The sequence below is a fragment of the Chitinophaga sp. CC14 genome (assembly GCF_048957795.1).
GTDB lineage: Bacteria > Bacteroidota > Bacteroidia > Chitinophagales > Chitinophagaceae > Chitinophaga > Chitinophaga ginsengisegetis.
Genome location: NZ_JARBFY010000001.1, coordinates 56,008 through 77,624, shown reverse-complemented (window position 1 = coordinate 77,624; position 21,617 = coordinate 56,008). Strand labels below are relative to the sequence as shown.

The window sequence follows — 21,617 nt, the reverse complement described above, 5'->3', positions numbered from 1 at the left end:
TACTCACGTGAATTCCATCTTCTTACCCTAAAAAAAGATTGTTATGTCCACCACATTAACACCTTATCTCACGTTTGGAACTAACTGCCGCGAAGCCATGAACTTCTACAAAGGCATCTTCGGAGGAGAACTGTTTATCATGACAGTGGGCGAAGCGCCTGAAAGCGAAAACGTACCTGCTGCATCGAAAGATCTTGTGATGCATGCTTTTTTGAAAACATCTTCTTTTGAAATTATGGCGTCCGATGCCGTGATGGGGCCGGCGCCTAAAAATGGGGATACTATTACACTGGCACTGGGTACGGAATCAAACGAAGAATCAGAAAAATTATTCAATGCGTTATCTGCCGGAGGAAAAGTAACCATGCCACTGGCTGAAACCTTCTGGGCACACCGTTTTGGTATGTTAACCGATAAATATGGTTTTCTCTGGATGGTGAGCTTTAACAAGCCCATGTAAAAGACAATCATCTTTTTCAGCTGTTTACTTTCTCCATATCATGCAGAAAATAAACAGCTGAATTATTTATTTCTTCTTCCTGAAAAAAGAAAATAATCCTCCTCCTCTCAATTCGTTTTTCTTCTCTGCCGCAGGACGGAATTCCGGATCATTCGCCACAATCAGGTCAATGATTTTTTTGCAGGTGGCAGGATCTTCCTTTGCTTCGTAAGCCAGTGCCATCGTATATCTCACCGCAGAAGCCTCTGTATCCCACGCCCAGTTATTGCTTGCGTAAATGTTTAAACACTGTGTGGCATATGCAAGGCATTCATCGTATTCTTTTTCACCGAGATACGCCTCTGCAAGAAAAGCGTATACGCCAAACCGGTAGTTGGGTGCATTGTCTGCCGCGTCGCCGTTGGACATAATCTGCAGCGTATGCAGCAGATCTGTAATGGCCGCTTTATAACGGCCCAGCTTTAGCGCCGCCTTTCCCCGGAAGTAATAGATTTTCATTTGTGAAATCACCGGTAGTTTGGTGATGCCGCCAATGGAAATACGGTTGTTGATAGCGCCTATGCAATGTTCGTACTGTGCATTATCGAAATACAGGTACATCAGGTTGAAATAGGCATCACTGTCGTCAGGCTTTTCCACCAGGTGTGTTTCCAGCGCCAGTATACGTTCAGACAAATCATCAGCGCTATTGGTACGGATAAAAGCCCGGCCGGTTTTAATACGGTCAATGTTATACGTAATGGTTTCCCGGTCGTAGTCTTCCAGTTCCTGCATATCCTTTGCAATCCAGGTATTATATTCTCCCAGTATTTTTTCATAGAGATCCAATGCTTCGGCATGTTTCTCTAATGTACACAGGTCGTCGATCATGCGTTCATGGATAGACACATAGTACATCAGCGGCAATACTTCCGTGAAATTTTCCAGGATGGTATGCCGGTCGGCGATAGCCTCGGCCAGCTTACCCATGCTGTGATACGCATCTGCCCTGGATTCCAGCTGCTCCCAGAAGGGCGACATATTGTAGCCGATGGTGTGTACATGTGCAGCTTCCACAAAGATACCGCCTTCATACAAAGCAATACCGTAGTTGTTGCAGCACATGGCGAAATGATGCGGATGGCCTGCATAAGAGTTGCCCGAATTCTCATACCAATAGGCATGGTAAATATCAAATGCTTTTTTATACAGGAAGCGCTTCAGGGCCGTGGACGCCTGTTTTACGCCGTTGTCTTTTTCCAGTTGAATAATTTCACTGAAGATAACACCCGCTGCGTACCAGTCGTATGGAATGTTATGCTCCACATCCGGCCAGCTTTCGGGGAATTGTCCGTTTACTTTATAGCTCGTGAAATACCACCTCACTACGCTGAATGGATAAGGCTTAATGGCCAGCGACTTTTCGTACCACGGCAATGCCTCCTGGTAACTGCCGATGTTGAAGAACGCCGTAGCGGTATAATGATAGAAATAAGCTTCATCGGGATATTCCGCAATAAAATGTTTGCCGGTGGAGATCTGTTCCAGGGTACCTTCATCATCATCATCTCCAAAAAACTGTTGCCAGAATTCGGTAGTGCCTTTGCAGAATTCCCTTGCCAGCGCAGCGTTCCGCACGCCGTCGGCAAGCAGCTGCTGGATATGCCGCAGCAAACGCAGCATATCATCTTTTGTATTTTCTCCTGCGGTGATCATGATCTGCAGCATGCTGGCGGCAAAGTCATAATCCGCCATATCCAGTGCAAACCAGGTGGTAGACAGCAGGCGGTTGTTAAACACCGTACATTCAAAGGCTTGTTTATAGTATTCCAGTGCAGCGGGTCTGTTTTCCGTATGATAGTATACATCGCCTATGCGGGTAAAACACTGGAACCGCGCAACATTCAGCTGGGGCAGATCATCGGCATAGAGTGATCCATACACCTCGAGGTTGCGTTGCATATCTGCCAGTGCTTTCTCCGTTTCATTTTTTAGCACCCATACCTGGAAGCGGTACAGTAGTGCTTTGGTAGTCAGTTCTTCATCGCCACCGGCAATGAGGATATCACAATCGCCGATCGTTTCATCTCCTTTGTCGGCCATGATATTGGCGCCCATATAGGCGCGGTGTACGCGGGCCTGCACATGCGTGGGATCAATGATCAGTACCTGGCTGAATGCCTCGTAGGCCTCGTTGTACATAGCGGTGGCCAGGTCCCTGTTGTCAGTGGCTTTGGCGTTTTCCAGCTGGGATAAGCCCAGTAGTTGCCAGCCCCGGGCTTCGCCGGGGTTATCCTGCAGGTATGTTTCCAGTTGGGTAATTGCTTCAGTATATGCCTGTTCATTATACAGCCTTTCCAGTTCGTCAAAATGCATATGCGCTTTATTAGGACATGTAATTTATTAATATTGGTGGACGATGATAAATATTTTCTGGTAGTTTCCTCCCGAATATATATATTTAAAGACCATTTATTATCAGCCAGAAACATTCAAATCCTTTGCCATGAAAGCAATAGCAGTATTGTTATTACTCCTGTGTAATACAGTTGTAAACGCGCAGGAGTGCGATTGCAGGAAGAAATTTGACAGCGTACAGGTGTATCTGAAAAAGAATTATGTAGGGTTTATCGACAAAGTAACCCCGGTTACGCAGCAGGCTTATACTGCCATGCTCACAAAAATCCGGTTACAGGCCGCTACCATCAAAGGCGCCACTCATTGCCTGCTGCTGGTAAACCGCTACCTGCGCTTCTTTAAAGACCAGCACCTCGCCCTGCACATTGGCTACACGCCCTTAAAAGAAAAAATTGCCCTCACTCCCCAGCAGCTGGACCTGCTGCAAAAACAGCCGGTAAGTGGCGTAGCCGGAATCTACCAGGCCGACTCCCTTTACAAAGTAGCCCTGGTAAAGAACCTGCGGGGGCTGCGTACTTATGCTGCCGTGATTATGGAATCGGCATCGCCGGATTGGAAACCCGGCGACGTGTTGTTTGAACTGGCCGCTACCGGACCGGATAAATTTGATATGATCAGCTATGTAACGCAGGAGGTGAATTTTGATACACTCACCATCGGAAAGCAGCGTGACGGCCTTTCCGCATTGGGGTGGCAGAAGCCTGCTGCCGCATCGTTACAGAAAGCCGGCAACACACCGGCAGAAATACACGCCTTCGCCGATATGCCCGCGCCCTTCTTTTTCCGGCAGGTAAACGACAGTACCGGCTACCTGCGCATAAGCAGCTTTGATGCGGCATTCTATCCACTGGCAGATTCCGTACTGAATGCAAACGATGAATACCTGCGCAGAAACCCCAACCTGGTAATTGATGTACGTAACAGCGGCCTGGGCGCCGATAAACTGATTGAACGCCTGCGGCCTTTACTGTATACCCAACCCGTGAGGATCACCGGGGCCGACTTTTATGCCACACCCGATAATATTGCCGCATGGAGACATGTCCTGGACGAACAAACCGGAAAACTACCGGAAGAATACGTAGAACAGATCCGGGCTGCGATCGAACAGGGTAGTGGCTTACAGGGCCGGCTGGTGAGTATGGGACCGGATGAAAACATGATCCTGCCTTCCCCGCTGCCGGCTCCGGCCAAAGTAGCGATACTCATCAACGGTAAATGCAGCAATACTACAGAACAGTTTTTACTGGAAGCCGCACAAAGCCAGAAAGTAAAACTCATGGGCACGCCCACAGCAGGAGCGCTGGATTACTCCAATGTAGCCAGGGTGCGGTTTACAGCCCCCGATTTTTCAATAGACTATCCCGTTACCCGCTCCCGCAGGGTGGCCGCAGGGCAGGGTATTGATAATAAAGGTATTCAACCTGCGGTGAAAGTGAACTTTCATTCGGCCGGATGGCTGGAAGAAATAGTGAAGCAATTTTAATGCGGAAGTCGTTAAGATCCGGTTAACACTTGAACATCATTTAAAACCCATCTTTGAGATACAAAGCATATGCTCACGCATATATAGGGTTTAAAAATAGTAACAATGGTAGAAAAACTGCCTCACAATTCTTTGTGAGGCTTCTTTATTAAAACAACTTTTGTTGTAAAAGATCTACCAGTATATGTGTAAGCTCGTGAAGACTGTTGGGCTTTGTCAGAAAATAAGAGGCTCCCAGTTCCCGGGTTTCTTTCTTATCAGATTCATGTGAAGAAGTGGTATAGATGACTACAGGTATATGTTTTAAATGATCCTGCTGCCGTATTTCTGCAAGAAACTGTTTCCCGTCTATTCTCGGCATATTCAGGTCAAGGAAGATGAGGTCGGGCACCAGGTTGTTGTTTAGCTTAAATAGTGCATCTTCCCCGTTTATAGCTTCATGGTAAATAATATCCGGTGCCAGCTCTTTTAATACTTCACCAAATATCATTCTGTCATCTATATCATCGTCAATTAAAAGTACTGAGGTATATTTACAACTATCGGGCATATCGTTTTGGAATAGAGACAAATCTAAGATTTTGTTGTTATTTTATTATCACATAATTCGTTTTAGGGATACTGTTTGAAGTAAAATTTGCTCAAACTCTTTGTAAGCATAGATTGCAGGACAGTATCCCCGTAAAAATTAAACAAGCTCAGGCAAATGAAGAAATACTTTATGCAGCTCCCTCTTCCCAGGAAGCTGATGTTAGTTGCTGTAATACCATTGGCATGCCTTGTATATTTTGGTATAGCTGTATTCAATAAACAGAGTGAAGATATCAGTACCATCGATAACCTGGTGCAGAAAATTACCACTGCCACCACTATCATGAGAGTAGCCGATGAAATCCATATGGAGCGCAGGAACAGCGTAAACTATGTGATGCTGACTGGAAGCCTGAACGACCTGCTCACACAACGCGCTAAAACGGATCTCGCCATCGATGCGGTAAAAGGCAGACTGCTGGCCAATGACAGCCGCTTCTTCCAATACTCACTGCTAAATACACTTCCCAAAAAAAGAAAGGACATCGATAACAAAAGCATGCCGCAACGGGAAGTGCTCGACTATTATTCCAACCTTATTTTCCGTCTGAACGACCTGGCCAATACCAATACCCCGGATATCCCGGTATTAAAAGCTGTTCAGCAGGATATGAATGCACAATACCTGCTGGCACAGATGGCAGCCTACCAGGGAATGATCCGCATGGATATTTATTATTTCATGCTGAAAAAAGAAGTGTGGCCGGAAGATTTTGCCCGCATAGAAAACAATGCCGACATGTATGCTGCCCTGCGCGCAGAGCTGGTAGACAAAGCCTCTCCCGCCGTTTCAAAGGATTATCTTAAAATGGAATCCTCCAATGAAATGACCATCACAAATGATTTCATTAAAAGCACTATCACCTCCCGTAAAATTGATACCCTGTTCAATGCAGACTCCTGGTGGGATAACTCTTCTTTAGCAGTAGATCAGCTGAAACAACTGCAGCGCTCAGTGATGGATAAAGTAGGCCGGGATGCAAAAATTATCTCCAAAAAAGAAAATGATCTGAAAACCCGCTACCTGCTGATATTGGTAGGTATCATCGTATTGGTGGTAGTATTTATTTCTTATACTATTAAGGGCATCACCGATAGCCTGGAACTGCTGCGGGCTGCGGCAGTGAAGATCGCAAAAGGGGTACCCGGATCAGCGCCGGAAGTACACGCCAAAGATGCTATTGGCAGCCTGGCACGTTCTTTCGCCGTTATCGACGAAACCAGCCAGGAACTGGCCACTGCAGCCGATAGTATCGGTAAGGGCAATTTTAATATTGATGTGAAGCCCCGCAGCGAAGGCGATGTACTTGGCCACGCAATAGTGCAGATGGCCGCAGATCTGAAAACATTCCGTTATCATGCCGACCAGAAAATATGGATCCAGACAGGGCTTAACCGCATCAGCGAAACGCTGCTCGGTGAAAAGGATATGGATTCGCTCAGTAAAGACGCATTAACAGATATGGTACAATACACCGGCGCACAAACAGGCGTATTGTATATCCGGTATTCCGGTGAACTGCGCTTATCCGCTGAATTTGCACTGTCGCCGGCCCATCCGGCGCCACCCGTAATTGAAGTAGGCAAAACCCTGCTCGGCCAAAGCGTACTACAAAAGGAGCCACTATACATCCGGGAAGCACCAGATGATTTCCTGCATATTGCCGGTGCTGCGGCTTCCGCACAACCCGGCCATGTGCTCATCATTCCGCTCATTCATGCAGGGATCACGGAAGGAGTGATAGAAATAGGCTCCCTGTTCCCTTTTAAAGATAATGTGATCGACTTTGCGAAACAGGCCGCCGTTAATATCGCCATCGCCCTGCAAAGCACCCGGAGCCGTGCCCGCCTGCAGGAACTGCTGGAAGAAACCCAGGCCCAGGCAGAAGAGCTGCAAACACAACACAGTGAACTGGAAAGCCTGAACGTAGAACTGGAAGCCCAGACACAAAAACTCCAGGTATCAGAAGAAGAACTGAAAGTGCAACAGGAAGAACTGATGCAGTCGAATGTAGAACTGGAAGAAAGAAGCCGTCTCCTTGAAGAAAAAAATCAGATCATCGTGGAACGGAACCTGGATATACATAAAAAAGCAGAAGAGCTGGCCCTCAGCACCCGTTACAAATCAGAGTTCCTGGCCAATATGTCGCATGAACTGCGTACACCGCTGAATTCGATTTTATTGTTATCAAGACTCCTTTCTGAAAATCACGATGCCAATCTCAATGGCGATCAGGTCGAATATGCACAGGTGATCAATAGCTCCGGCAAAGGGCTGCTGACGCTGATAGATGAAATACTCGACCTCTCAAAAATAGAATCCGGCAAAATGGAACTGGAATTTAACCAGGTGTCCATTGCTGATATCTGTTCCAATATGCAGGCATTGTTTGAACCGATTGCCAAAGAAAAAGGGCTGCAGCTGCAAATCCATCAGGACGCTGCTGTGCCCGCCAGCATTGAAACAGACCAGCTGCGACTGGAACAGATCCTCAAAAACCTGTTATCCAACGCACTGAAATTTACTGCGAGGGGATTTGTCCGGATGGAAGTACTGGAAGGAGAAGCGCCGCAAACGATCCGCTTTGCAGTAAAAGATACCGGCATCGGTATCCCGGCGGAAAAACAACAGGTGATCTTTGAAGCGTTTCAGCAGGCAGATGGATCTACCCGGCGGAAATACGGCGGTACCGGCCTGGGACTGTCTATCAGCCGGGAACTGGCGAAACTGCTCGGCGGACAAATTACTGTGAACAGCAACAATAATGAGGGCAGTGAATTCATCATTACCATCCCGGTGGTCCGCAAAACAGAAACATCCGTAAATAAATCTTTCGTACTGCCGTCACCGGTAGAGGAAGAAACCAACGGCGGGCAAAAGAAAAGATTCCTTTCACTTACCGTTCCGGAAGATGTTTACGATGACCGCGGCCTTATTGAAACCGGCGATTCTGTAATACTCATCGTGGAAGATGATACGCATTTTGCAAAGGCATTGCTCGACTTTACGCATACACGGGGATACAAAGGGATTGTATCCGTGCGTGGTGATGAAGCTGCAGAGCTGGCGCGTATCTACAAGCCGGTCGGTATCCTGCTGGATATCCAGCTGCCTATAAAAGATGGCTGGCAGGTAATGGAAGAACTGAAAAGTGATCCGGCCACCAGACCGATACCCGTGCATATCATGTCTTCCATGGAAGCAAAAAAAGAAAGCCTCCTGAAAGGCGCCGTCGACTTTATCAGCAAGCCGGTAGATCCGGAAAGCATGCAGCTGATCTTTGAAAAAATGGAATTTGTATTGCAGCGTTCCACCAAAAAAGTACTGATCCTGGAAGAAAATGCCAAACACGCCAAAGCGCTGGCTTATTTCCTCAGTAACTACCAGGTAAGTTCCGAAATCAGCAATAACGTGGAAGAGGGGGTGTCCCTGCTGCAACAGCACGATGTGGATTGTGTGATCCTCGATATGGGAATTCCTGATCAGCAGGCTTATGAAGCGCTGGAAATGGTGAAGGAAATAAAGGGACTGGAAAATCTCCCGATTATCATTTTCACTGGTAAAAGTTTATCAAAGGCAGAAGAACAACGAATCCGTCAGTATGCTGATTCTATCGTGATAAAAACGGCGCATTCCTATCAGCGTATGCTGGACGAAGTATCCCTGTTCCTGCACCTGGTATCTGAAAATGCGCCGGCAGCACAGGGTGGAAATGGAAAGATGGGCGTATTGAATGAAGTATTGAAAGATAAAACCGTGTTGGTGGCAGATGATGATGTGCGCAATATCTTCTCTTTAACAAAAGCACTGGAGAAACACCAGATGAAGGTGCTGTCTGCCATTGATGGTAAAGAGGCGCTGCAGCAGCTGAAAGAACATCCGGTAGACATTGTGCTGATGGATATGATGATGCCCGAAATGGACGGATACGATGCTATTGCCGCTATCCGGAAACAACCGGGGCTGAAAGGATTGCCGGTGATTGCAGTTACTGCAAAAGCCATGATGGGCGACCGGGAGAAATGTTTGCAGGCGGGCGCTTCGGATTACATTTCCAAACCAGTGGATGTAGATCAGTTGTTGTCATTACTACGGGTATGGTTATACGATAAAGCCATGAAATAGTTTTTATGGAACACAAACAGGTATTAATTGTAGATGATGATGCACGCAACATCTTTGCGTTAAAGGCAGTGTTGCGATCCAGGAATATTCCATGCGTATCAGCGAGCACCGGTGCGGAAGCATTGCAGGTGTTATCAGCAGAGCATGCAATAGGAGCTGTGCTGATGGATATCATGATGCCCGATATGGATGGCTATGAAACTATTTCTGCCATCCGTGCCATGCCGTGGAACACCCGGCTGCCGCTGATTGCAGTAACAGCAAAGGCAATGGTAGGCGATCGTGAAAAATGCCTGGAAGCAGGCGCCGACAACTATATTTCCAAACCGATTGATGTAGATGAGTTACTGTTGCAGCTACAACAATATTTATCTGAATAAACGTGAGCAGGAACCTGATAAGCGAACAGGAAGTATCCCTGTTGCTGAATGATATACTGGAGAGATATGGGTATGATTTTACAGAGTATGCCCCCGCTTCTATTAACCGGCGGGTAAATCATCTGTACCAGGCAGACCGCTTTCCCAGTTTTGCCGAATACCGCTACCGTATTATTTCGGATCCGGCATACGCATTACGTTTTGTGGAAGAAATAACGGTAAATGTAACAGAGATGTTCAGGGACCCTTCTTTCTACCAGGCATTGCGTACCCAGGTATTGCCGGTGCTGGCCACCTATCCGTTTATCCGGGTATGGCATGCCGGCTGTTCCACCGGTGAGGAAGTATATTCATTTGCCATCCTGCTCAAAGAAGCGAAACTGCTGCACAAAGCGGTCATCTATGCTACCGATATCAATGCGGGTGTACTGGAAAAGGGCCGCAAAGGAATGTTCCGGCTTTCGCAAATGCAGCAATACTCCCGCAACTATATGGAGGCCGGCGGCCGCGAAGATTTCTCATCCTATTATACCGCCAATTATGAATATGCCAAGTTCCGGGAAGACCTCGGGGAGAAGATCATTTTTTCACCACATAACCTGGTAACAGATGGCTCATTTAATGAATTCCAGTTAATCATCTGCCGCAATGTATTGATCTACTTTAGTAAAAAATTACAGGACAGGGTATTAACACTATTCAGTGACAGTTTGGAACAGCTGGGCTTCCTGGCGCTGGGAAGTAAGGAAACACTTAACTTCACCAGCGTAACCGGCAAATTCAAACAACTCGAAAACCGGGAAAAGATCTGGCGAAAGGTGCAGCTGTAATAACAAAACAAGAGGCATATGACCACAGCACCATACTTAATTGTAATAGGCGGTTCCGCCGGGGGATTGCATCCTATCCTGACTTTATTGCCGGGACTTGTTGCCTCGCTTCCTGCAGCCATTTTAATTGTTTTGCACCGCCAAAGCCATTATGAATCTGTACTAACGGACCTGCTGTCGGCTAAATCCACTTTGCCGGTTAAAGAGGCTTCAGAAAAAGAACCATTGTTACCGGCTACTATTTACATTGCGCCGGCCGACTACCATTTACTGATAGAAACAGATCATACCTTTTCCCTGGATGATTCGGAGAAGGTGAATTTCAGCCGGCCGAGTATTGATGTTACCTTTACATCCGCAGCGCTGGCCTATGGCGGCAGGATGACCGCCTTACTGCTTTCGGGCGCCAATACCGATGGTACCGAAGGATTGATAGATGTACACGATGCCGGCGGCACCACCGCCGTGCAGGACCCGGCCACTGCGGATTCGGATTATATGCCAAGACAAGCCATCCTGCACGCTCCCGTTGATATTATCCTGCAGCCATCCGAAATGGCTGCCTTCATAAACCGAATGGCAGAGGTATGATTATTGAGCTGTCAATGTTTAAAAGAATACATTGGGCCGTTTTCCACCCGTCGCCCTCTTGTTATAACGAGTATGTTATATGATCTTAATTGTAGATGATAAGCCGGAAAATATACTGTCTATCAGGAAAACCCTTGAACTATACCAGTTCGAAGTGGACACCGCGCTGTCTGGTGAGGAAGCGCTGAAAAAAATACTTAAACACAGCTATACCCTTATCATCCTGGATGTGCAGATGCCCAGCATGGATGGCTTTGAAGTAGCGGAAGCACTCTCCGGACACAGTAAGGCGAAAGACATTCCGATTATATTCCTGTCGGCCGTAAATAAAGACAAACGCTTTATTGTAAAAGGATATGACTCCGGCGGGATCGACTATATCACCAAGCCGGTAGATCCTGACATCCTCCTGATGAAAGTAAAAACATTCTCCCGTCTTTATCAGCAATCACAGGAACTGAAGCTAATGCATCAGTCGCTCAAAGAAGAAGTAGAAGTAAGAAAGCTCGCGCAGGAAGCACTGATTGCACACCAGCAGCAGGTAAATGAAATGCTGGAGCAGAAAGTAAGGGAAAGAACAGAAGAACTGAGAGAGATTAATAAATCGCTGGAAGCCAGTAACCACGACCTGCAACAGTTTGCGTCCGTTGCTTCTCATGATCTGAAAGAACCCTTGCGGAAGATTCAGCTTTTCGGTGCTATTTTAAGAGACAAGTTTCTGCATACAGACCCTAACGCCCTTTCCTATATGGAAAGGATTGTAGGGTCGTCAGAACGCATGGCAAGGCTCATCAACGACCTGCTGAACTATTCCCGTTTATCCGGGGTAAGCATAAACGAAGTTACCGACTTCAATAAAATTATCCAGGAGATCCTGGTGGACCTGGAGCTGATGATTGTTGAACGGGACGCGATCATCACTGTGGAAAAAATGCCTCAGATTGAAGCGGTTCCGGGGCAAATACGCCAGGTGTTTCAAAACATCATCAGCAACGCATTAAAGTTTTCGCGGAAAGATATACCCCCTCAGATAGATATCACCGCAGATATCGTAACGGATCTAAACCCCGACAGTGCGGCCTTTGAAGGAGGTCAATACTGCCGCATCGTTATCCGCGACAACGGAATCGGGTTCAATGAAAAATATCTCTCTAAAATATTTACCATCTTCCAGCGTCTCCACACTTCCGATCTTTATGAAGGGACCGGCATCGGGCTGGCTATCGCTAAAAAGGTAATTGATAAACACGGCGGACTTATCACCGCCAGGAGCAGGGAAGGAGAGGGCGCTACCTTCATCATCGTATTACCTCTGAAACAAACCAGGCCGGTGGCCACCAGTTTGAGCGACGCATTTGCCTGATCGCCGGGTACACACATAAAAAAAGCCCGACACATTGTGTCAGGCTTTAAGGGTGGAGGATAACGGGCTCGAACCGTTCACCTCAAACATGCCATGCTTGCGCTCTACCAGATGAGCTAATCCCCCGTTTATTGCTTTCTTCGGGATGCAAAAATATATTTTTTCCTGTAAACACCAACATTTTATAGAAAATCTTTGAAAATTCCTTCCACCGTTTCCTTTAAATCCTTTAACAATAAGGGTTTCCGGAGCAGTTTAATTACCATAGGATTCGCGTTGGTACGGGTAATGTCCCCATAATCCAGGGAGGAAGACACCATTACAATATGACATTGGGACTTAATCTTACTGGGGTAGGAATCAAATGCCTGCAGAAATTCAAAGCCATCCATCTCCGGCATCTGGATATCCAGCAGGATCACCGTAGGCGGAATTTTGGGAAGGGCAATATTGGAAGATAGGAATTCCAGTGCCTTATTGGCATTTACAAAGGAAATCACTGTTCTGCTGATTTGTTGAAATCCGATCAACTTCTCATGCAGCAACAAATCAATCTCATTGTCATCAATCAATATGACTCGCAGGTCAGGTATCGAATTCATTTCTGTTAGGGATGGTAATTTCAAATTGGGTGCCCTCTCCATACTTGGACTCTACATTGATGGTACCGCCTATCTTACTCAGCGCTTCCTTAACAATATACAAGCCAATACCACTGCCCGGTTTATTATTATTTTTGGACCGGAAGAACATCTTGAAAATATTGTTCAGATGTTCACTTAAAATTCCGATCCCGTTATCACGTATACAGATGGTTGCTTTGTGAGGTTCCACTTTAACCGCCAGGTTGACCATTGGATTTGTTTCCTCCGGCTTCTGGTATTTAACAGCATTTGAAATAAGATTGTTTAAAATAACACTGATCCGGAAAGTATCTCCCCTGAAATCAACTGCCTGATCCACGTTGGTTTGAAAACGGATCTGGGTATTCTGCGGTTTAAACGCAGTGATGCAGTCGTTCAGCAGCGTGTTGAAATCAATTCTCTCATATTCTATCTCCAACCGGGAATTACGGTAATACTCAATGATCTTCTGGATAAAATCATCCAGCTTTAACACACAGGTTTCTACCATGTTTATATAACCGTTGGGATCCACCACAGAATTATCCAGCCTGGACAGATTGATAATACCCAGCACAGACATTAGCGGGGAACGGAGGTCATGCGAGGTGGAATAAATAAACCGGTTCAGCTCATCGTTCGTTTTCTCCAGCTCTTCTATCTTTTCCCGGAGCTGCTTCCGTGTACGGTATATTTCGTAGGCGTTATTAATGGTTTTATGCAGCTCATGCTCATCCCAGGGCTTCTTGATATAGGAGTAGATGTGCCCTTTGTTAATGGCATCGATAATATCTTCCACATCGGTATAACCGGTCAGCAAAATACGCATCGGGTCAGGCAGGGTATCTTTAATTTCATTGAAGAATTCCACACCTGTAGATACTGGCATTTTCTGATCTGCGATGATAATATGCACCATGATCTCCTTCAGGAGCAGTTTGCCTTCCTGTGCTGAAGTAGCCGTGTAAATTTCATAACTTCTGCGAAAGCTTGCTTTAAACGCATTCAGATTATGAATCTCATCATCTATGTATAATATTCTTATGCGGTTTTCTTTCATTAAAAGACCCTTATGGTTAATTACGATAAATGATTTGCGATACTGAGAGGTAAATATATAATAAATTCCGCTCCTTCACCGGGCGCCGAATTCACAACTATCTTCCCTTTATGCTTCTCAATGATACTGAATACGATAGATAATCCCAGCCCGGTACCTTCCCCTACATCTTTGGTGGTGAAAAAAGGATCAAAAATCCTTTCCCGCACGGCTTCCGACATACCAATACCGGTATCTTTGATGGTAATAACAATGAAACTGTTCTCCTGCCTGGTAGTGATGGAGATGAATTCATTGTGATGTTCCTTCTTGCTTTTGATAGCGTTCAGCGCATTGCTGAAAATGTTCATGAACACCTGGTTTATTTTACCGGCGTAACATTCTATCTTCGGCAAGCCCGCATAATCCTTTATAATGTTCACATAAGGGGGTATGGCATTGCGAAGCAATACCAGTGTAGAATCCAGTCCTTCATGGATGTCGATGGATTTTACCTCGCTTTCATCCAGTCGGCTGAAAGTGCGTAACCCCTTCACAATTTCCGCGGTGCGCGCTGCACCATCTTCTATGCCTTTGATAAGCGAAGAAATTTCTTCGTGGATATAATCAATATCAATTTCTTTCTTGAACAGGGCAATATCAGCCAGCGATTTTGAGATATCGGTACTCACAGGTAATTCATCATAGCGGTTTAACAGCTCTCTCAGATCAGCAATATCCAGTTTCAGCGGTTTGATATTGGAAGTAACAAAGTTGATCGGGTTATTGATTTCATGGGCAATACCAGCCGTAAGCTGACCAAGCGATGCCATCTTCTCCTTTTCCACCAGCCGGGTTTGGGCATCTTTCAGGTTTGTTAACGCATTGTTCAGTTCCAGGTTGGTAGCCTGCAGGTCTTCAGTTCTGTCTTTTACTTTACTTTCCAGTATGATGTTTTGTTCCCTTACCAGTCTTTCATTTTCCTGAGAAATAGCCAGTGCCATTTGCTGTGATGCTTCTTTCTCCGCCTTAAACACATTGATCTTATGCGCCAGTGCAAACGACAGCAACAGTACTTCCACACCGGAACCGATCTGCAGCGCATAATAGGTGAAGTTGTTATATGGCAGGACATTGAAATTGCGCAATACGAAAACGAAAATACTGATCAGGAATATCGACCAGGCTATCAGGAAGAAACGCGCCGCATTTACACCCTTCAGGCTGATACGGTAGGCAACAACAAAGGCCATTACCGCTGCCAGGAAAGCATCCAGCTGCACCAGTATCTGCGCGTAATTATACATGTCCAGGAAAGTAGGTATAAAGCAAAGCAGGTACAGTACAATCACTGCATTCATCAGCTTATGCCCCAGCGGGTAATTAACTTTGGTAGACAGGAACTGCTGAATAAACACCAGCGCCGTAAGACCATTGAATACCGGCACCAGTACCGTGGCATGCATGGCCAGCCACGGACTGTTGGGATACAGGAAACGGAAGGAATACCCCTGCAGCGTTACCTGTGTAAGACCCACGCAAATAATATAACTCACGTAAATGAGGTAACTGTTGTCGCGGGTGGATATATAAATGAAGAGATTATAAAAGGCCATCGCCAGGATAACGCCCACGTATATACCAAAAATCAGCTCGCGTTTGTTGTTCTTTTCAAAGATACTTTCCGGGGTGCCCAGGTAAATAGGTAGCTGCAACTGTTCTCCTGCCTTTACTTTCAGATAGAACTGCCGCGTTTCATTGGGCAGCAGCCGTATTGGGAAATGATAGTTCTGATGATCATATCCCCGGTTTTTGTAAGCGGTAAACTCCCCCAGGCGTGTTTGCCTGATAGTGCCGTCCGGCAACAGTTCGTATAGCGTGATATCGTCAATAATAGGGTATTCTACTTCCAGCAATAACTTCTCGGCTTTCGACTGGTTGTTGATGGAAAACCTGGCCCATTGCGTATAGGGTGTGATCTGCAGATTGGGTACCTCCTGCCCGGAAACTTTAAATGCCTGCATGGGAGCGGAGGCGATAGTGAGGGTGTCTGCCTTGTCGGTATACAGCTCAAGATATCCACCTATCTGCAGCAGCGATTTACTGTTTTTGAACACAACAGGTTGTGCCGTTACATGAAACAGGACTAACAGGGTAAAGATTGACCATAAACCAACAATCTTGGACAGCATCACGAAATAGATTAAGTATCAGGCTTGAATTTATATGTTTTTTCAGAAATACCGGCCCCGATTAATTGTTTATGGGGTAAAATGTGCGTGTGTAGGGATCCGGAGGCTATAGTTTACCTCGTAGGAACCCTTTGGACCCACTTCTATTTTAGACTGCATTGGATTTTCACGCAGGTCTGAAATCAGTAATTTCTCCTTTGGATCGGCATGTGGCAGGTCGTAGCAATCGTTGATCACCATAGCGGTAGCCAGGAAGTCGTCTTTCGGGTAAAAGAACGTACCATTGTTTCCCAGTGATTCATCTATTACAAAACCTACGCGTTTTCCTACCCGGGTAGTGATAGGAGCGCACAATACATGATAGGTGTCTATTGGTAGCTGTGCACCCAATACAACACCCACTCTTGCCAGTACCTGGCTGCCGATTCCCATTCCGGCCACTTCTTTGGAATTCCACATTCCACAGATCTCAGCACTGCCTTTTTTTACGTATGAATATATTTTTGGATCGTATTTGCCTATCGCCGTTTCAATGGGCAGTGGCAACACGCCGTCAGCAATCTGCACGCGTGCCCCACCATATGTTTTGGTACGAGTATCGTCCTCCACTATGATCACTATTGTATTTTCATGTTGCATCCAGTCAGCACTGCCGGATGTTACCTGGGCAATACCGAAATAGATTTCCAGCAACTTGAGGTGACCGGTATAAAATCTCATGCAAGCCTCAGGATCATCCGGAGCCCTAAATACCCTTACATTAATCATGACATTGCGGAATAGCGCTTATACAAGGCATAAGTATGTTAAACAATCAACTGCTCGAAATCTATGTAATACCTGCCTGAACTCTTTAACTGATCCAGGGCAATGCGACGGCATGTGTCGGCTACCAGTGCGCCTCCCAGTACAACTGAAGAGGCCAGCTGGGGCCAGGTGGTAATAGTTTTACCAATCTCACCCAGGGAAAATTTCATCCTGGAGGATGCCTTGTCCAGCGCCAGCATGGGGCTGAAAATAGGGAGTTTCTCCGCATCCGTCAAACCCTTTAAGGTGTCAATATCCACCTCCGGTATCAGGCCGTGCATAAGGGGCCTGTCCGGTTCAAGATCAAACCGTTCAATATCTATCATACCCCTGTCGTTCATTTCCATAACAACCGGTATCTTCAGTGCCTTTGCCTTTATTCTGCTTAATATCTTAATATCCACACCATCACACTCTTCCACGAAAATGTCCAGCACACCGCCGTTGGTAAAGAAGTCGTCCATGTTGGCTTCAGTCATGCCGTCCTGGTAAATGCTCACTTTGATGAAAGGGTCCAGCTCCGCAATTTCACGGGCCGCTATTACCACTTTCGGCAACTGGATATTATGTACCCCGCAACGGATCCGGTTCATGTTGGTCAGCTCCAGCCGGTCGAAGTCCGCCAGCCGTAATTCGCCACAGATTCGCTCCATCACCAGGGTTAATGCGATGGATTGACCAACCGACAGGCCCACAATGCCGATTTTCTTTTTGGATAATACCGCAATTTCTTCCGCCGTAATTTTATGCTGGTTCCTGCTGGTACGTAACTCAATAAACTCCGCTTCATTTACCAGGTGCACTACGTGATCACTCCAGGGATAATATACCCATACCCCATATTTTTCCGGGGAAACTCCAGCAAGATGTGCCTGTACTTTTTCCTCGTACTCCGCGGCAGTCAAGCGTTTAGTAGGATTCCTGATTTTCATCAGCTCCTTTAACTGAGAGTCGATATGGTCGTTTATTCGTAGGTGCGGACGGGTTTTCAGAAGGGTTTCGAAGGACTGAAGGTCTTGTGCCTTCTTCAAATCATAAAAAACAGGCTTATAGTCATTGTTTTCAACCTGTTGTTTCCTGAGGTACTCTTGTATCATGTTTCCTGCTTTATCGAGGTTGGGCCAGGATTGCTTGCACTGGATTACGCTATATTATCGTGTGTAAAGCAATTCCTGTTGCTCTTTAGTATTCGCTTAAAATATTAATTATATATGATCGGTTATTACGTTGGCGTATTGGCGGGTTAATGAACAGGTTTCTTTGTTTGCCTGCCAGGCCCGGGATAAATATATCTGGCAATCATACAATTAACTACAATTCATCATTGCAATCATGATATGAATGTATGGTAAAATAGTAATTTAATATGAAAACAAAGTAAAAGTTTCCCTTTATTTTGATATTAAATCCTCATTTTTATACTTTTACCTTAGTTTTAATATTACTTTTCATCTCTCCCCACCAAAGAGATTTGGTTTAATATTTGCGGCTTTCCCCGCCTGACTCGATCTTTATTACTCAATAATATATTTAAATAATAAAACATGGATAAGAGAGAATTTCTCAAGCTTACCAGTCTTGCCGGCGCCGCCATCCTGAGCGGGCCATTGAGCAGCCTGGCCACTTCTTCTGTATCCGGACAGCCGGCCTTTGCCGATCCTAAAGCACCCTTTGTTCTACCTGCGTTGCCTTATGCATATGATGCCCTGGAGCCTCATATCGACAAGCTCACTATGGAAATTCACCACGATAAGCACCATGCTGCCTATGTGAAAAATCTGAACGATAACCTCGCCGGTACAGCCTTTGCAACACTGTCGCTGGAAGAAATCCTGAACAAAGTAACGGATAAAGATAAAGCCGTTCGCAATAATGGCGGCGGACATTATAATCACTCCCTCTTCTGGACGTTATTATCTCCCACAAAGAAAACACCTTCTGATAAGCTGAAATCAGCCATCACCAGTGCTTTCGGCAGCTGGGAAACATTCCAGACAAAATTCAATGATGCTGCAAAAACTGTTTTCGGTTCCGGTTGGGCATGGCTCATCGTTACCCCGGAGAAAAAACTGGCCATCATCAATACCCCTAACCAGGACAATCCGCTGATGCATAATATCGTGAAAGATAAAGGCACACCCATCCTGGCACTCGACGTATGGGAACATGCCTACTATCTGAAACATCAGAACAAACGCCCGGAATATATCGATGCTTTCTGGAACGCTGTAAACTGGGATGAAGTAGAGAAAAGATATAAGGCAGCCGTATAACTTAACGGATATATTTTATAAAGAAGAAAGCCCTTCCGGTTAGGAAGGGCTTTCTTCTTTATAAAATATAATTTACGACTACTTCCGTTTCAGGAACACAAACCCGTTCTTCTCACCAATCACCTCCAGGTTAGGATGATGCCGGTAAGGTTCACTGTCCGTAATACGGCAAATGAAATAGGCGGGTTTATCTATCCGGCCATTCAGCAGCCAGTCTTCATTGTAATAGTTTTTATTGGAATGCGGCAACTCCCTGGAATAATAATGCTGTGCATAACTATGGTAGGCTAACGCCTTCACATATACGTCTTTACCCTGCAGGGAAATGAAGTAATCTATTGCAGCACGCTGTGAATAAGCTTCTATCTTGGGTACAAAGTGTACTACTGTTACCTGTATCACCAGGATGGAGCTGATAAACAAACACAACAACCCTTTGCTGATTTTGCGGCGTATCAGTAATACACTGCTCACAATTACCAGTATTATATAGCCTGCACCATACCCGGCTTCCGCTATCGACCAGGGTACATCTGCCTGCAGGTTGGCAACGGCAAATTTATCACCGATGTAAGGAATCAGCATGTCTTTATAAACACCTACCAGTGGTAATACCGCAATCGCCAGTCCCAGCACAATACCTATAAAAAGTATGAGGGCAATATTCCAGCCCCGTAGCCGCTGCTTCCCTTCAGAGAGGAGGTACACCTGCCAGGCTGCAAGAAAAGACAGCGGGAAATAACACAGCGAAGAATAATGTACAATCTTTGTTTTTACAATAGAGAAGAGAATCAGCACCACCCAGAATAATACCCACATCCATACCTTGAAATCCTTTAGCTCAATGGCGGCAGGAGTAGAGTAGATCGTTTTTTTTCTGCTCTGCAAATAGGTAAAAAGAAAGGTGCTGGCCGGAAAACAGCCTATCAGCAATACAATCCAGTGGTAAAAGAAAGGACCACCATGACCTGCATCTTCTGTAGTAAGCAGCCGGATCTGGTAAGCCACAAATTCATTGACAAACCACCAGCCATGTGCAACAATTTCATATCCAAACCACAGCAGCGTGGTAACACAGGCAAACAGGGCAATTAAGCCGATATGGGAAAAACGGATACTGATCTTTCCTTTATTCCAGATCCAGTATATCAACAGGCACAGCAAAGCCACCAGTATGGCTACCGGTCCTTTGGTTAATACTGCCAGCCCCAGGAATAAACCGCTGAGAATGGCCATGCGGAAAGGTTTGCTGTTATAGCCAATGCGATAGGCAAAGTAGATAGAAAGGAAGATGAAGAAATTAAACGTAGGATCTATAATACCTGATTTAAAATAGAAATGCGGTAACCAGGAGCCTGCATATACCAATGCCCACCAGAAACCGAATCTTTCATCTACTGTTTTTTTACCGATGGCAAATAAACTGATCAGTGTAGCAATACCGATGATGGCATTGGGGAAACGGGCAGCAAAATCATTTACGCCAAAAAGGTGCATACTGCCTGCCTGCATCCATATAAATAAGGGTGGTTTTTCCCAGAAAGGACGGAAATCGATCTGCACCTGGCTGTAGTTGTGGCTTACTATCATTTCCCGGGCTGCTTCTGCAAAGTTGATTTCATCCCAGTCAAATAAATGTACGGCCCCCAGAAAAGGTATAAATAGTAAAGCGGCCACCAGGGCAATCAATAGGTATTTCATTGAAAGTATTTAAAAAATTGGATTACGAACGGTCACTGACTGACCGTTCGTAATTATGCATTCCTATGTGGTGGCATTGGCCTGTAAAAGCGCCTCTGCACATACTTCCGGCGACGACGTGGTATCCCGGAACTTAAAAAGTCCATACACGATAACAGTACTTAAGGTACCCACAATACTACCCACATATACATCCACAAAGAAATGTTGTGCCAGGTAAATGCGGGAATAACCGGCGCAAAGCGCCATCATTAATAACAGCAATCCCAGCTTTTTATTGCGCACAATCACAGCCAGGAAGCTGAACATGGCAAAGGCAGCTGCGGAATGACCGGATGGGAAACTGCAACTGCTGTGCACATTTACCCATCTTACAGTATGCACCAGTGTGGCGGTTTCATCTCCGAAATAGGAGATGGGGCGCGGTGCATTATAATAGTGTTTAGCCACCTGTACTACAATGGTGACTAATAGCAGCACTGCCAGCCCGATAAAGAATAGCCTGAACCGCTGTGTTACCAGCATCAGGAACAGCACTATTCCAAACATAATTCCATCACCGAGGTAGGTAAGCCCGGTTACAATAACATCGCCCCAGTCGGAATGTTCTCTGTTAATACTGAGAAACAGGTCCCGTTGACTGTAAGTGGCTAACATTACCCCTCCCACTATTAGCCATAGCAAGAAGGGCAGGAAGAACCAGGAGTTCTTTCTGAACAGTGTAAACAGCGTTTTCAAGTCTGTAGGTTTTAAATTGT

17 protein-coding genes and 1 tRNA gene are annotated in these 21,617 nt (G+C 45.7%); 8 read left to right on the top strand and 10 right to left on the bottom strand.

The window, feature by feature from the left end:
* Positions 1-43 precede the first annotated feature (43 nt).
* On the top strand, positions 44-460 hold the full coding sequence (locus PV783_RS00355; protein ID WP_079473579.1) for a VOC family protein: 417 nt from the start codon (positions 44-46) through the stop codon (positions 458-460).
* 66 nt (positions 461-526) lie between these two features.
* On the opposite strand, the gene PV783_RS00350 is transcribed toward PV783_RS00355, so the two are convergent.
* Positions 527-2,815 (bottom strand): hypothetical protein, encoded by a 2,289-nt coding sequence (locus PV783_RS00350; protein ID WP_420986843.1) that lies wholly within the window; start codon positions 2,813-2,815, stop codon positions 527-529.
* Positions 2,816-2,945: 130 nt separating this feature from the next.
* On the opposite strand from PV783_RS00350, the gene PV783_RS00345 reads away from it, so the two are divergent.
* Entirely contained in the window at positions 2,946-4,343 is a 1,398-nt protein-coding gene (locus PV783_RS00345; RefSeq protein ID WP_420986842.1) for a S41 family peptidase, read from the top strand.
* Positions 4,344-4,491: 148 nt separating this feature from the next.
* Here PV783_RS00345 and PV783_RS00340 read toward each other — a convergent pair whose 3' ends face one another.
* Complete coding sequence (locus PV783_RS00340; RefSeq protein WP_420986841.1) at positions 4,492-4,914, bottom strand: response regulator; 423 nt, start codon at positions 4,912-4,914, stop codon at positions 4,492-4,494.
* Between the two features lie 135 nt (positions 4,915-5,049).
* On the opposite strand from PV783_RS00340, the gene PV783_RS00335 reads away from it, so the two are divergent.
* From PV783_RS00335 to PV783_RS00315, 5 genes are all read left to right on the top strand, one after another.
* Positions 5,050-9,060, top strand: a complete 4,011-nt coding sequence (locus tag PV783_RS00335; RefSeq protein WP_420986840.1) for a response regulator — start codon at positions 5,050-5,052, stop codon at positions 9,058-9,060.
* Between the two features lie 5 nt (positions 9,061-9,065).
* Positions 9,066-9,440: a response regulator gene (locus PV783_RS00330; RefSeq protein WP_420986839.1), complete on the top strand. Its 375-nt coding sequence runs from the start codon at positions 9,066-9,068 to the stop codon at positions 9,438-9,440.
* Between the two features lie 2 nt (positions 9,441-9,442).
* Positions 9,443-10,270, top strand: coding sequence for a CheR family methyltransferase (locus PV783_RS00325; protein ID WP_420986838.1), 828 nt, complete (start codon positions 9,443-9,445; stop codon positions 10,268-10,270).
* 18 nt (positions 10,271-10,288) lie between these two features.
* Positions 10,289-10,861 carry a chemotaxis protein CheB gene (locus PV783_RS00320; RefSeq protein WP_420986837.1) on the top strand — a complete coding sequence of 191 codons (573 nt, stop codon included), beginning with the start codon at positions 10,289-10,291 and terminating at the stop codon, positions 10,859-10,861.
* Between the two features lie 79 nt (positions 10,862-10,940).
* On the top strand, positions 10,941-12,224 hold the full coding sequence (locus PV783_RS00315; RefSeq protein ID WP_420986836.1) for a response regulator: 1,284 nt from the start codon (positions 10,941-10,943) through the stop codon (positions 12,222-12,224).
* A gap of 53 nt (positions 12,225-12,277) precedes the next feature.
* On the opposite strand, the gene PV783_RS00310 is transcribed toward PV783_RS00315, so the two are convergent.
* From PV783_RS00310 to PV783_RS00285, 6 genes are all read right to left on the bottom strand, one after another.
* A tRNA-Ala gene (locus PV783_RS00310) sits at positions 12,278-12,350 on the bottom strand.
* A gap of 56 nt (positions 12,351-12,406) precedes the next feature.
* Positions 12,407-12,826, bottom strand: a complete 420-nt coding sequence (locus PV783_RS00305) for a response regulator (RefSeq protein WP_159454505.1) — start codon at positions 12,824-12,826, stop codon at positions 12,407-12,409.
* Positions 12,810-13,907: a sensor histidine kinase gene (locus tag PV783_RS00300; protein ID WP_420986835.1), complete on the bottom strand. Its 1,098-nt coding sequence runs from the start codon at positions 13,905-13,907 to the stop codon at positions 12,810-12,812. Before PV783_RS00300 ends, PV783_RS00305 begins: the two co-directional genes overlap by 17 nt.
* 20 nt (positions 13,908-13,927) lie before the next feature.
* A complete protein-coding gene (locus PV783_RS00295; RefSeq protein ID WP_420986834.1) occupies positions 13,928-16,078 on the bottom strand; it encodes a sensor histidine kinase in 2,151 nt (716 codons plus the stop codon).
* 69 nt (positions 16,079-16,147) lie between these two features.
* Complete coding sequence (locus tag PV783_RS00290) at positions 16,148-16,798, bottom strand: hypothetical protein (protein WP_227024684.1); 651 nt, start codon at positions 16,796-16,798, stop codon at positions 16,148-16,150.
* 86 nt (positions 16,799-16,884) lie between these two features.
* Entirely contained in the window at positions 16,885-17,982 is a 1,098-nt protein-coding gene (locus PV783_RS00285) for an Rv1355c family protein (RefSeq protein WP_079473591.1), read from the bottom strand.
* A gap of 447 nt (positions 17,983-18,429) precedes the next feature.
* Between PV783_RS00285 and PV783_RS00280 the strand changes: the two genes are divergently transcribed.
* Complete coding sequence (locus PV783_RS00280; RefSeq protein ID WP_079473592.1) at positions 18,430-19,158, top strand: superoxide dismutase; 729 nt, start codon at positions 18,430-18,432, stop codon at positions 19,156-19,158.
* Positions 19,159-19,236: 78 nt separating this feature from the next.
* Here the strand turns inward: PV783_RS00280 and PV783_RS00275 are convergent, their stop codons facing one another.
* Positions 19,237-20,859 carry an ArnT family glycosyltransferase gene (locus PV783_RS00275; RefSeq protein ID WP_420986833.1) on the bottom strand — a complete coding sequence of 541 codons (1,623 nt, stop codon included), beginning with the start codon at positions 20,857-20,859 and terminating at the stop codon, positions 19,237-19,239.
* Between the two features lie 63 nt (positions 20,860-20,922).
* Positions 20,923-21,597, bottom strand: a complete 675-nt coding sequence (locus tag PV783_RS00270; protein ID WP_420986832.1) for a phosphatase PAP2 family protein — start codon at positions 21,595-21,597, stop codon at positions 20,923-20,925.
* Positions 21,598-21,617 lie beyond the last annotated feature (20 nt).